The sequence below is a fragment of the Serratia sp. CY56464 genome (assembly GCF_052168435.1).
Classification (GTDB): domain Bacteria; phylum Pseudomonadota; class Gammaproteobacteria; order Enterobacterales; family Enterobacteriaceae; genus Serratia; species Serratia marcescens.
The window spans coordinates 1-12,715 of the sequence record NZ_JBJNMV010000001.1; the positions used below are offsets into that span (position 1 = coordinate 1).

12 protein-coding genes are annotated in these 12,715 nt (G+C 58.9%); 7 read left to right on the plus strand and 5 right to left on the minus strand.

Features of this window, described 5'->3' with window-relative positions; genetic code table 11:
- The 3 genes from ACJ8KE_RS00005 to rpiB all read right to left on the minus strand — a co-directional run.
- Positions 1-1,136 (minus strand): transketolase family protein (locus ACJ8KE_RS00005; protein ID WP_319025367.1); only part of this gene is annotated, 1,136 nt, incomplete at its 3' end.
- An 18-nt stretch (positions 1,137-1,154) separates the two neighbouring features.
- Entirely contained in the window at positions 1,155-2,105 is a 951-nt protein-coding gene (tal, locus tag ACJ8KE_RS00010; RefSeq protein WP_016926754.1) for a transaldolase, read from the minus strand.
- A 193-nt stretch (positions 2,106-2,298) separates the two neighbouring features.
- On the minus strand, positions 2,299-2,757 hold the full coding sequence (rpiB, locus tag ACJ8KE_RS00015) for a ribose 5-phosphate isomerase B (RefSeq protein ID WP_004936593.1): 459 nt from the start codon (positions 2,755-2,757) through the stop codon (positions 2,299-2,301).
- A 318-nt stretch (positions 2,758-3,075) separates the two neighbouring features.
- Between rpiB and ACJ8KE_RS00020 the strand changes: the two genes are divergently transcribed.
- From ACJ8KE_RS00020 to ACJ8KE_RS00045, 6 genes are all read left to right on the plus strand, one after another.
- Positions 3,076-4,188 (plus strand): MDR/zinc-dependent alcohol dehydrogenase-like family protein, encoded by a 1,113-nt coding sequence (locus ACJ8KE_RS00020; RefSeq protein ID WP_028127773.1) that lies wholly within the window; start codon positions 3,076-3,078, stop codon positions 4,186-4,188.
- Between the two features lie 66 nt (positions 4,189-4,254).
- Positions 4,255-5,523, plus strand: a complete 1,269-nt coding sequence (locus tag ACJ8KE_RS00025) for an MFS transporter (protein ID WP_004936588.1) — start codon at positions 4,255-4,257, stop codon at positions 5,521-5,523.
- A 35-nt stretch (positions 5,524-5,558) separates the two neighbouring features.
- Entirely contained in the window at positions 5,559-6,329 is a 771-nt protein-coding gene (locus tag ACJ8KE_RS00030) for an SDR family oxidoreductase (RefSeq protein WP_042705973.1), read from the plus strand.
- A 29-nt stretch (positions 6,330-6,358) separates the two neighbouring features.
- Entirely contained in the window at positions 6,359-7,360 is a 1,002-nt protein-coding gene (locus tag ACJ8KE_RS00035) for a dihydroxyacetone kinase subunit DhaK (RefSeq protein WP_033639686.1), read from the plus strand.
- A gap of 3 nt (positions 7,361-7,363) precedes the next feature.
- On the plus strand, positions 7,364-8,020 hold the full coding sequence (gene dhaL, locus ACJ8KE_RS00040) for a dihydroxyacetone kinase subunit DhaL (protein WP_033639687.1): 657 nt from the start codon (positions 7,364-7,366) through the stop codon (positions 8,018-8,020).
- Between the two features lie 95 nt (positions 8,021-8,115).
- The gene (locus ACJ8KE_RS00045; protein WP_004936575.1) at positions 8,116-9,078 is read left to right on the plus strand and encodes a sugar-binding transcriptional regulator; all 963 of its coding nucleotides are present in this window, start codon (positions 8,116-8,118) and stop codon (positions 9,076-9,078) included.
- 66 nt (positions 9,079-9,144) lie between these two features.
- Here the strand turns inward: ACJ8KE_RS00045 and ACJ8KE_RS00050 are convergent, their stop codons facing one another.
- Positions 9,145-9,738, minus strand: a complete 594-nt coding sequence (locus tag ACJ8KE_RS00050) for a lytic polysaccharide monooxygenase (protein ID WP_004936574.1) — start codon at positions 9,736-9,738, stop codon at positions 9,145-9,147.
- Positions 9,739-10,142: 404 nt separating this feature from the next.
- On the opposite strand from ACJ8KE_RS00050, the gene ACJ8KE_RS00055 reads away from it, so the two are divergent.
- Positions 10,143-11,084 carry a LysR family transcriptional regulator gene (locus ACJ8KE_RS00055; protein ID WP_025303805.1) on the plus strand — a complete coding sequence of 314 codons (942 nt, stop codon included), beginning with the start codon at positions 10,143-10,145 and terminating at the stop codon, positions 11,082-11,084.
- An 85-nt stretch (positions 11,085-11,169) separates the two neighbouring features.
- Here the strand turns inward: ACJ8KE_RS00055 and ACJ8KE_RS00060 are convergent, their stop codons facing one another.
- Positions 11,170-12,669, minus strand: coding sequence for a glycosyl hydrolase family 18 protein (locus ACJ8KE_RS00060; RefSeq protein WP_016926761.1), 1,500 nt, complete (start codon positions 12,667-12,669; stop codon positions 11,170-11,172).
- Positions 12,670-12,715: the final 46 nt, after the last annotated feature.

The window sequence follows — 12,715 nt, forward strand, 5'->3', positions numbered from 1 at the left end:
GAGCCGCCCAGGAACTCCGGCAGCACCTTGCCGAACGCTTCCAGCGCGTTCTGCGACGCCTTGCGGCTGGCGATGTTGGCCGGGTTGGCCTGCAGTTTTTCCACGAACGCTTTGGCGTCAGCTTTCCAGTCGGCCGGCAGCTCGCCGTTCATGCGGCGCTTGAACTCGGCGGCCAGTTCCGGGAAGGCCCTGGCGTAGGCGGCGAACTTGTCGTTCCAGGCCGCTTCCTTGGCCTGACCGGCTTCTTTGGCGTCCCACTGAGCGTAGATGTCCTGCGGGATTTCAAAGGCGGCGTATTTCCAGCCCAGCGCTTCGCGGGTGGCGGCCACTTCGGCGGCGCCCAGCGCAGCGCCGTGCACGTCATGGGTGCCGGCCTTGTTCGGCGAACCGAAGCCGATAACGGTCTTGCACATCAGCAGCGACGGCTTGTCGGTCACCTTGCGGGCTTCTTCAATCGCGGCCTTGATGGCGTCCGGGTTGTGGCCGTCGACGTTGCGCACCACGTGCCAGCCGTAGGCTTCGAAACGCAGGGCGGTGTCGTCGGTGAACCAGCCGTCGACGTGGCCGTCGATAGAGATGCCGTTGTCATCGTAGAAGGCGGTCAGCTTGCCGAGCTTGAGGGTGCCGGCCAGGGAGCAGACTTCGTGCGAGATGCCTTCCATCATGCAGCCGTCGCCCATGAAGGCGTAGGTGTGGTGGTCGACGATGTCGTGGCCGGGGCGGTTGAACTGCGCCGCCAGGGTGCGTTCGGCGATGGCGAAGCCGACGGCGTTGGCGATGCCCTGGCCCAGCGGGCCGGTGGTGGTTTCAACGCCCGGGGTGTAGCCGTACTCCGGGTGGCCCGGGGTTTTGGAATGCAGCTGACGGAAGTTCTCCAGCTCGCGCATCGGCAGGTCGTAGCCGGTGAGGTGCAGGAGGCTGTAAATCAACATGGAGCCGTGGCCGTTGGAGAGCACGAAACGGTCGCGGTCAGCCCAGTGCGGGTTAGTCGGGTTGTGGTTGAGGTAGTCACGCCACAGGACTTCGGCGATGTCCGCCATGCCCATAGGGGCCCCCGGGTGGCCGGAATTTGCTTTTTGTACGGCGTCCATGCTGAGTGCGCGGATAGCGTTGGCAAGCTCTTTACGAGAAGACATAACGAAACTCCAGTGCGATTACAGTTGAGCGGCCAACATGTCTTCCAGCTTCTGCTGGTCGACGGCGAACAGGCGAATGCCTTCGGCGAGTTTTTCCACCGCCATGGCGTCCTGGTTGTGCAGCCAGCGGAACTCCGCTTCGGCCAGCGGGGCAGGTTGGTGGAAGCCCTCGGTCGACGGGGTCAGCTTGCGCTCGACCGGCTGTTCGCTGTTTTTCAGCTGTTCCAGCAGGTTCGGCGCGATGGTCAGGCGATCGCAGCCGGCCAGCGCCAGGATTTGCTCAACCTTGCGGAAGCTGGCGCCCATGATCACCGTCTGGTAACGATGACGCTTGTAGTATTCATAGATGGTGCGCACCGATTTCACGCCCGGATCCTGATCGGCGTCGTAGTCGGCGGCAGGCTGTTTGGCCTGATACCAGTCATAGATGCGGCCGACGAACGGCGAGATCAGATACACGCCGGCTTCGGCGCAGGCGCGGGCCTGGGCGAAGGAGAACAGCAGCGTCAGGTTGGTGTTGATGCCTTCTTTTTCCAGCTCTTCGGCGGCTTTGATGCCTTCCCAGGTGGAAGCCAGTTTGATCAGGATGCGCGATTTGTCGATGCCCTGTTCCTGATACATGCCGATCAGTTTGCGCGCTTTGGCGACGCACATGCCGCGATCGAACGACAGGCGGGCGTCCACTTCGGTGGAGATGCGGCCCGGCACGCTTTTGAGGATCTCGACGCCGATGTTGACCGCCAGTTTATCGCTGGCGTTGATCAGCTGGGTTTCCTTGCTGCCGCCCTGGCGGCGGGCATACTCCAGCGCTTCGGTGATCAGCGCTTTGTACTGCGGCAGCGCGGCGGCTTTCAGGATCAGCGAAGGGTTGGTGGTGGCGTCCTGGGGTTCGAACTGGCGGATGGATTCGATATCGCCGCTGTCGGCGACCACCGTGGTCAGCTGCTTGAGTGCGTCTAATTGATTCATTGATAAGCTCCTTGACCAAGCTCAATGTAGGGAAATGAGAACCTTTTTCATCATAGGGGGAACACACTGCATCATCGGATCGAGAATGAAAATGCGCTTTTTCTGATTGTTGCGATGGATAATAACAATGAATGCCGAATAAACCCAGGCGGAGCGCGGCTTGCGCGCGACCGCCATCGAGACTGCAGGCGGTTTAACGCCGTCCGGCCGCGTTTTCGTAATAGCCGATTCGCTCGACTTTCGGCGCCGATCCTCCCCCTTCAAACTCCGATTCCAGCCAGGCATCGACGATGGTTTTCGCCAGTTCGGCACCGATGACCCGCGCGCCCAGCGTGATGATCTGAGCATCATTGCTTTTGCGCGCCCGTTGGGCGGAGTAGGTATCGTGACATTGCGCCGCACGAATGCCGGGCACTTTATTGGCCACGATGCTCATACCGATGCCGGTGCCGCACAGCAGGATGCCCCGCCGATGTTTTTCCTCCCGTATCGCCTGCGCGACGCGATAGGCGATATCGGGATAGATCCCCGTTTCTGCGGCGCGATCCGTCGTGTAGTCAATGACGGGGATGTCCCGTTGTTGCAGGTGGGCAACGATCAGATCCTTCAGTTCAATGGCGGCATCATCGGCGCCGATGGCGATAGGCAGCATAGCGGTCTCCTGATTGGTAACGAAAAGGGTGGCGATCCTCGGTGGCGCCACGTTCATTACCGTATCCCTGTTTAATCAAATGTTCAATTGATGTTCTTTTGTTTTTTGCTGGATTTTTCAGTTTGCCACTGTAAAAGGTGATATCAGTCACTAAAAAAGGGCTTTCAATCGTTGTTTACCCTAGTTGAGACGGGTTTTTGAGCGATATCACACTTTGATAAGTTCACTGTGGGCAAATTGAACGCGCGGCGTTAGTGTTCATTTGTTCTTTGTTTGTATTAATGATCAAAATAAGTTCCCCTACCAGAGGAGAGTGCTATGTGTCAGACCTGCATAACAGAGGCGAAAATGGCGGCCGGTATCCCCGAGATCATGAAGGCGGTTGTGGCGTACGCCCCGAAAGATTACCGCCTGGAACAGGTGCCGGTACCGAAGATCGGCCCGAAAGAGATCCTGGTGAAGATCGAGGCCTGCGGCATCTGCGCCGGTGATGTTAAAGCGTTCGAAGGGGCGCCCAGCTTCTGGGGCGATGAAAAACAACCGGCGTACATCAAGGCGCCGATGATCCCCGGCCATGAATTTATTGGCCATGTCGTGGGGTACGGCGAAGGCGTCGAGGGCTTCAATCTCGGCGATCGCGTGATATCAGAACAAATCGTTCCCTGCTGGCAATGCCGCTTCTGCAACCGCGGTCAGTATTGGATGTGCGAAAAGCATGACCTGTACGGTTTCCAGAAAAACGTTAACGGCGGCATGGCCGAGTACATGAAGTTCACCAAAGAGGCGATTAACTACCATGTGCCGGCCGACCTGCCGATCGAAAAAGCCATTCTGATCGAACCCTATGCTTGCTCCTTCCATGCGGTGCAACGCGCCAATATCAAACTGGGCGATGTGGTGGTGTTGGCCGGCGCCGGCACCCTGGGGCTGGGCATGATCGGGGCGATCAAAAAGTCCGGGCCTTCGAAGCTGGTGGTGCTGGATCTGTCCGACGAACGTCTGGCCTTGGCGAAGCGCTTCGGCGCGGATGTGACGCTGAATCCCACCCGTGACGACGTGCCCGCCGCGGTTAAAGCGATGACCGACGGCTACGGCTGCGACATCTACATCGAGGCGACCGGCGCACAGAAGTCCGTGGAACAGGGCCTGACGCTGATCCGCAAGCTCGGCACCTTCGTCGAATTTTCCGTGTTCAAGGATCCGGTGACCGTCGATTGGAGCATCATCAGCGACCGCAAGGAGCTGGACGTGCTCGGTTCGCACCTCGGCCCTTACTGCTACCCGCTGGTGATCGAAGGCATCGCCAATGGCGATCTGCCGACCGAAGGCGTGGTGACGCATACGTTGCCGCTGGAACAGTTCGCCGAAGGTTTCGAGCTGATGAAGCGCGGCATCGGTTCAATCAAAGTGGTGCTTAATCCAAACCTCTGAAACCTGCGTCGTTCCTCGGGTGCGGGCGAGCCTGCGCCTCCATAATCACATGTGCTGGGGTGTTCTATGTTGCATGGACTGATTCATCGCATTGGTCTGTCACCGAAACTGCTGCTGGGCTATGCCGGCGTGTTGGTGTTCATGATGGGCGAAGGGCTGGAACAAGGATGGCTGTCGCCTTATTTGATTGGCAAAGGGCTTAGCATTCAGGAATCGGCGCTGCTGTTCAGCGTTTATGGCTTTGCGGCCGCGATCGCCGCCTGGTTTTCCGGCGTGCTGGCGGAAATCTTTACCGCCCGGCGGGTGATGTTGGCCGGCCTGCTGCTGTTTCTATTCGGTTCGGTGTGTTTTTTGACGTTCGGCCTGCCGAGCAACAACCTGGCGATCATGGTGCCGACCTATGCGCTGCGCGGCCTGGGCTATCCGCTATTTGCCTACGGTTTTCTGGTGTGGGTGGCGTATGAAGCGCCGCCGGAAAGGCTGGGGTCGGCGGTGGGGATTTTCTGGTTCGTCTACAGCGGCGGGCTCAGCGTGCTGGGCGTGCTGTATTCCAGCATCATGCTGCCTTATCTCGGCGAGATCCACACGCTGTGGAGCGCGCTGATTTTCGTCGTGTTGGGCGCGGTGATTGCGCTGATGCTCAATCGCGACGACGGCGCGGCACAGAGCGGCAACCGGGAAAAAGCGTCGCTGGGTTACGTCTTGAAGGGCATCACCATCGCGTTTGAAAACCCGAAGATTGGCCTGGGCGGCATCGTGCGCACCATTAATACCTCTGCGGCTTACGGCTTCGTCGTATTCATGCCCATGTACATGATGGATATGGGGTTCACCCGCACGCATTGGCTGCAGATGTACGCCGCGCTGTGGACGGTCAACATCATTTTCAACCTGATTTTCGGCGTGATCAGCGACGGGCTCGGCTGGCGCAATGTGGTGATGTGGTTCGGCTGCGTCGGCTGCGCCTTGACCACGCTGATGTTCTACTACGTGCCGCAATTCTTCGGCGCCAACTACCTGCTGACCGTTTGCGCCGCCGGTTTGTTCGGCGCCTGTCTGGCGGCGTTTGTGCCGTTGTCGGCCATCATGCCGTCGCTGGCGCCGGATAATAAGGGCGCGGCGATGTCGATTCTCAATCTGGGCGCCGGCCTGAGCACCTTTGTCGGCCCGGCGGTGGTGGGGCTGTTTATCGGCAGCCTCGGCACCGTTGGCGTGATCTGGATCTTTACCGGCTTGTACCTGTTCAGCGGCGTGCTGATGAAATTTGTCACGCTGCCGAAAGAAAGCGCGACGGCGCAGGAAGAACGCGGCGCGAGTTTGGCGAAAATATCCTGACCGATCGTGAAGTTCACAGTTTTAAGGGGAAATTTATGATTAATCATCAAACTACGGCGCCGCGCGAGCTCTCGCTGCAGGGCAAGGTGGCGCTGATTACCGGCGGCGCTGCAGGGATCGGTCTCGCGATTGCCGAACGCTATCTGCAAAACGGCGCGCGCGTGGCGCTGCTCGATCGGGCGCCGCAGGTTGCGGAAGTGGCGCGACAGCTGGACGCCGAGGCGGCGCTGGGCGTCGTGGCCGACGTCACCGATGCCGCGTCGGTGGAGCGGGCGGTGGCGCAGATTGAGGCGCATTTCGGGCGGCTGGACGTGCTGGTCAACAGCGCCGGCATCGTCGCGCTGCATCCAGCCGAGGAGCTGCCGGAAACGGCGTGGGATGCAACCCTGGCGGTCAACCTGAAAGGCGTGTTTCTTACCTGCCAGGCGGTAGGGCGCCGTTTCATTAGTCAGCGCGGCGGCAGCATCATCAATCTCGCCTCGCAGGCCGGGGTGGTGGCTTTGCCTAATCACCTGGCCTATTGCGCCAGCAAAGCGGGCGTTATCGGGTTGACCCAGGTGCTGGCGCTGGAGTGGGGGCCGCACAACGTGCGGGTCAACGCCATTTCACCCACCGTGGTTTTGACGGAGCTGGGCCGTAAGGCCTGGTCTGGCGAGGTGGCTGAGCAGATGAAGCAGAAAATTCCGCTGCGGCGCTTTGCTGAGCCGCAAGATATCGCCGCCAGCGCCCTGTTTTTGGCCGGTGACGCGGCGGCGATGATCACCGGCGCCAACCTGGTGGTCGACGGCGGTTACACCATTCAATAATTTCTTATTCAGGCGACAGAGAGGCCGCGATGAACAGAATCATTAACGATCCCGATCACGTAGTGGAAGACGCCATCCAGGGCTACAGGCTGGCCCACCCGAACTATTACGCCGCCACCGACAATGCGCGGGTGTTGAAATATCCGCCTGCGCCGATCGCCGGCAAAGTGGGCATCGTCACCGGCGGCGGCTCCGGCCATGAGCCGGCGTTCCTGGGCTATGTCGGCAAAAACATGCTGGATGCCGTCGCGATTGGCGAGATTTTTTCATCGCCTACGGCGGGGGCTTTTCTCGACGCCTTCAAGGCGGCGGACAGCGGTGCGGGCGTCGCTTGCCTGTACGGCAACTACGCCGGCGATAACATGAACGTCAAGATGGCGATCAAGAAGGCGACGGCGGCCGGCATACGGGTGAAAACCGTGGTGGCCAACGATGACGTCGCCTCGGCGCCGGCCAGTGAGAGGGATAAGCGACGCGGCGTGGCCGGCGAAATTCTGATGTGGAAGGTCGGCGCGGCGGCGGCGGCCAAGGGATACGATCTGGACGGCGTGATCGGCGCGGCGCAAAAAGCCATCGACCGGTGTCGTTCGATCGGCGTCGGCCTCAGTTCCTGCACCATTCCCGCGGTCGGCAAACCCAATTTTCATATCGAAGACGGCAAGATGGAGATCGGCATCGGCCATCACGGCGAACCGGGCATTGAGGTATCGCCGATCCAGTCGGCGTCGGCGATGGCCGGCACCATGCTCGATTTTGTGCTCAACGATATGCCGTTGGAACAAGGCCAGGAGGTGGCGTTGCTGATCTCCGGGCTTGGCGCCACGCCGGTGATGGAGCTGTATATCTATTATGCCGAAATAGAGCGCCGGTTGACGGCGAAAGGCGTGCGGGTGCATCGGCGCTACGTCGGCAATTACTTCACGTCGCTGGAAATGATGGGCGTGACGCTGACGCTGATGACGCTGGATGACGAACTGAAAACGCTGCTGGACATGCCGGCGCAATCTTTAGGCTTAACCCAGGTGGAGTGAATCATGACGGAACAAATTTCAACCCGGTACGGCAGTGAGATCGTTACGGGGCTGATAGAAACCATTGTCAGCAACCGCGAATACCTCAGCGAAATCGACGGCGCCATCGGCGACGGTGACCACGGCATTAATATGTCGAAGGGATTCGCGATGTGCGGCGATGCCATTCGCGGCCGCGAGCTCACGCTGGCGCAGGCGTTCGATGCGGTATCGGATGCGCTGATGGAGGGCATCGGCGGTTCGATGGGGCCGCTGTACGGCAGCCTGTTCATGGGCATGGCGGAGAGCGTCCGTGAGCGCAGTGTGCTGGATAAGCAGGCATTTTTGGCGATGTTGCACGGCGGATTGAGCGAACTGCAGGACATCAGCAGCGCGGGCGTGGGCGACAAGTGTCTGATGGATACGCTGATACCGGCGGTGGCGGCGTTTGAGCAGGCGGCCGGGCGCGGTGACGACTTCGCCGCAGCGCTGGAAAAGATGAGGATCGCCGCGGAACGCGGGCGCGATTCCACGCGCGAGCTGGTGGCGAAAATCGGCCGCGCCAGCCGTCTGGGCGAGCGTTCGCGCGGCGTACTGGACGCCGGCGCGGTATCTTGCTGCCTGCTCTTGACCCGATTGGCGGACGAGGTGGAACAACGACTGAATACCGTTGCCGCTTGAACGCGTTATACTAGCGGGCATTCAGCCTTGTCGGAGGGGCGTGTATCGTCCCTCCGCCATCATCAACCGGCCTGCCGTGGGGAAACGTCTAACGGATGGAAAAACAAACTGTGTCCCAGGATAACGAACTGCTGACCGAAATCGCCGTTGCTTATTATCAGGATGAGATCACGCAGGAAGAGATCGCCAAAAAATTCGGCATCTCACGGATCAAAGTCGGTCGTTTGCTCAAGCGCGCCAAGGAAGAAGGCATCGTCGAGATCAACGTGCGTTATCACCCGGTATTCAGCACCCGGCTGGAACAGCAGATGATGGAACGTTTTCCCATCAGCCGCGCGTTGATCGCGCTCGACCATCAGGACGAAGAGGAACAGCGTCGGCAGGTGGCGGCGCTGGTGTCCAACTATCTGGCGATGTCGCTGAAAGACGATATGGTGTTGGCGGTCGGCCAGGGACGCAACGTGGCGGCGATCGCCGATCACGTCGGCAGCGTGACGGAACGCAACTGCAAGTTCATCTGCGGCATCGGCGGCACCCACCGTCCGGGCGATGCGATCAACGCCGACCATATCAGTCGGCGCTTGGCGAAGAAGTTCGGCGGCAGCAGCGAGACGCTTTACGCGCCGGCCTACGTCGAAAATCGCGCGCTGAAAGACGCCTTCATGCAGAACGGCACGATCAAGGAAACGCTGGACCGCGCGCGTAAGGCCGATGTGGCGTTAGTCGGTATTGGCGACATGAATGAAAACAGCTATATGGTGAAATTGGGGTGGTTTACGCCGCACGAGATTATCGACGCCAGCCTTAATCAGGGCGTGATCGGCGACATCGCCGGCTATGACTTTTTCAATGCTCAGGGGCAGCATGTCGACACGGTGATGAATGACAGAGTGATCGGGCTGAGCATTGATGAGCTGCGCAAAATCCCTTGCGTGATCGCCATTGCTTCCGAGAATACCAAGGCGTTGGCGATTTTGGGCGCTTTGCGCACCGGCGCCATCGACATTATCGCCACCAGCGCGCTCAATGTGCGCACTATCCTCAACATGTCGCAATAGCGGCACCTGCAAAAAAAAAGGGTTCAGCGCCAGGCTGAACCCTCAACGATCTCTTCATTTGACCGATTATTTGCTCAGGTTGACGTCGATCGCCTGATAGAAGGCGTTGGCGGTGTCGGCTATGTCCCACACGGCAAGGATCACGTGCGAACCGCTGCGATCTGCCGGTATGTTGCACTGGTGGGTGACCTGTGCGGCAGGGATGGCGCCGCCGTCGTTGAACTGGCAGAACGGCGTCAGGTCAAAGGAAGCGCGGGTCAGCGGCTGCGAAGCGTCCCAGTTCGGCTTGGTGATGAAATAGCGCCAGCTGGTGGTGCTGTGACGGGCGGTCAGCTTCCAGGTAAAGGAGTTCGGGCCGGTTTTCAGGTTGAGCTTGTTCCAGCGCGTCGGCGTTTGCTGATCCAGTTCGAAGAAGGTGGACTTGTCGGCGCTGGCGATGTGGCCGTCAGCCGGGCCGGCCTGTGGGAAGCCTTTCAGGCCTTCGACGCTCTGCGGTTCGTACTGCACGCTGCCGCACTGCGTGTTGAGCTGCAGTTTGCACTGATAGGCGCGGCTGGCCGGCGATTCGACATAACCGTGAGCATTCGCCTGTTGTGAAACGCCGAACATGGCCGCGCTCAGCAGGCCCAGAGAGAGCAGGGTACGGGAAGTTTTGTTCATAAGTCACTCCTGACTGAAATTATGTTGTAAGTTGAGCGTATTTCACCGACAAAATGAGAGACTAATAACGCAATTGGAAATAACCCCTCTTGTCGGCTTGTTTTATTTTTACCATTCTGGTTTGGCCGTAGATTGGAATGTTTTACTGGCTATTAACGAAAAATATTATGATGACGATCTTTGATCGTTAGGCCGAATTTATTTAACTGTCACAGTGTAAAAGTAGGGCGCTATGATGAATTTTATATCAGGTCGTGATGAATAGTATTTAAGATAGCGCTCTCATTTATGAAGTATATTGCTTGTTGCTATGAGTACCCTTGTTCGATTTGATCGATTTTTGTGCGCCACCACCTTGGGAATTTAGTGTCATTTTTCTTATTTTATTTTAAAGAGGAATTTGTATGACTAGATTATCCCTGGACGCGATTAAAATAATCAGCACCATCAAGAGCACCGGATCTTTCTCTATGGCGGCGGAGGCACTGCATAAAACGCCTTCGGCGATTTCTTATCGGGTTTCCAATATTGAAAGCAAACTCTGCGTGAAACTTTTTCATCGCAATGGCCCCATGATTACCCTGACGGATGAAGGGGAGTTTCTCCTGCAGGAGGGCAGCTGGATATTAAATGCGGTGCAGGATCTGGAAAGCCGGGTGCGCAACATTCCCAAGCTGGACAATAATATCCGCTTGGCGGTAGACACCTTCTTCCCGTTGGAAACCCTGACGCAGGATATCCGCGACTATATTCAGCATTGCCCGAACGCCAGTATCTCGGTGCAGCGGGAAGCGTTGAACGGTACCTGGGATGCGCTGAAGAACAACCGGGCGGATCTGATCATCGCCATCGGCCAAATTCCCGACAGCGTGCAGGCCAAAACCCTGATGCTCGGCAAGCTCAACTTTGTGCTATGCGTGTCGCCTTCGCACCCGTTCGCGGCGCAGAGAAAACCGGTGTGCAAGAAACAGCGGTTGAACGACATCGTGGTGGTGATCGCCGACAGCAGCCACGAGCTGCCCAAGCGCAATCACGGCACGCTGCCCTTGCAGCGTCAGTTGGTGGTATGCGACGTGGAAAGCAATCTGGCGCTGCTCAAGCGCGGCATCGGCCACGCTTTTCTGCCGCCTGCTTTGATCGAAAAGGAATTGGCCAGCGGCGAACTGGTGACGGTGCCGGTGGAAATGCAAAAGGGCGACGAAATGATTTGGCTGGCGTGGCACCCGGCCAGCAAGGGCGCCGGGTTTAACTGGTGGCATGAGCGGCTGACGCGCAAAAGCGATGTCTACAGCCTGATGGGCCGCGAAGTGGTACGGGATGGCGGCTATCCGTGGTGCCACAACTGATGGAATAGAGACGAAGGGACGCGAAAATCAAACGGTTAACTCAATGAAAACCCCGCAGCATTCGGCTACGGGGTTTTTTTACGGCTTACGCCAGGCGGCCCACCTTCAGCCAGGCGCTGTCTGAGCCGGGCGCCGAGGTGATGTAACCCCACTTGGTCTGCCAGACGTAGCCTTGGTAGGACACCAGCGCGCCCTGGGCGTAAGTGGTGCCCGGCACATAGGCCGGCGCGGTCATGATCGGCAGGTTGCCGGGGCCAACGCCGGTGTATCGCAGGCCGGTGCCCATATCCAGCTGGCTGTCGTCGTAGTCTGCGGCGTTGAAATAGCGATCCAGCGCGGCCAGCAGATCGCCGTTGCGGTTGTCTTGCCCCAAATGCCAGAACATTACGCCGCCCAGCTGCTGCTGCTTGATGTACTTCGCTTTGTATTTGAAGCTCTCGGCATCGTCATAGGTGACAAACAGCCCGTTCTGCGCATGATACAGATACGGGGTTTTGGTCTTATCGTTCCACAACCGCTGATAGCCGTAGTTGCCCTGCAGCATCTGCTCCAGCTGGCGATAGGAGGCGATGCGCGGATCCTTGTCGCGCACGCACTCGTCGCAGCCCACCAGCCAGTAATCGGCGTTCGGATACGGATCTTCGCCCGGCGTGCTGTGGCTGCTGTACTGGCCGCCGTTGCCGCCGCTGACGCCCTTGAAGGCGCGGCCGTAGAAGGGCACGCCCATGACGATTTTGGCGCTCGGCACGCCTTCCATCATCAGGTGCTGCTGCACGGCGGCGTCGACCGTCAGGCTGAACGGGCTGGGGAAAGCGCGGGTCAGCTCTTCCCAGCTCCAGCCCAGATTGGCTTCGCGCAGCGCGTTGTAGAAGGTCGGCCCGGCCGCGTCGCCGAACAGCGCCGCCTGGTGGTTGGTGATCTTCTCCCAGGGGCCGGCCAGATCGTAGGTCATCAGGTTGATGTAATCGAGTGGCGCGACGATTTGCGCCAGCTTGCTGTAATAGCGCGACAGGAAGAAGGCGCCGCCGGCGCCGGCGATGGTCAACTGATACGGCAACGCCTGGCGGCCGTCCGCGATGGTTTGCTGGTTCAGCAAGGTGCGGATCTCCTGCAGCGCGGCGATGAAACCGTCCACTTCCGCCGCCTGCGGATACTCCCAGTCGATGTCCACGCCGTCGAAGCCGTAATCCTTCATGATGCGCACGCAGGATTGGGCGAACTTGGTGCGCGCCGCCGGGGTTTTCACCGCGTTGACGTAGTTGGCGTGCGACACGCCCAGATCGTTGGAGTAGTACCAGCCGCCGATGGAGAACATGATGCGCAGGCTGGGGTTGTGCGCTTTGAGCGCGGTTAAACGGTTGACCACATCGCGCGCCTTGGCGTCGTTGGTGGCCGGATCCCAGGCGCATTCCAGGTTGCTGTTGATATCCAGGAACGAGAAGTTAATGTGCGTCAGCTGTTTGGCTTTGGCCGGCGTGATGTTGGAAACCGGGAACGGTACGACAGACGTATCGGTCTCGGTGTAATTATTGATTTGGTTGGTCGGAATAAAATAATACCCAATAACGGCTTTGCGTGTGGACATGGCATTTCTCCAGAGTGGATGTTTTTCAATGGGGGAATATTCCCCG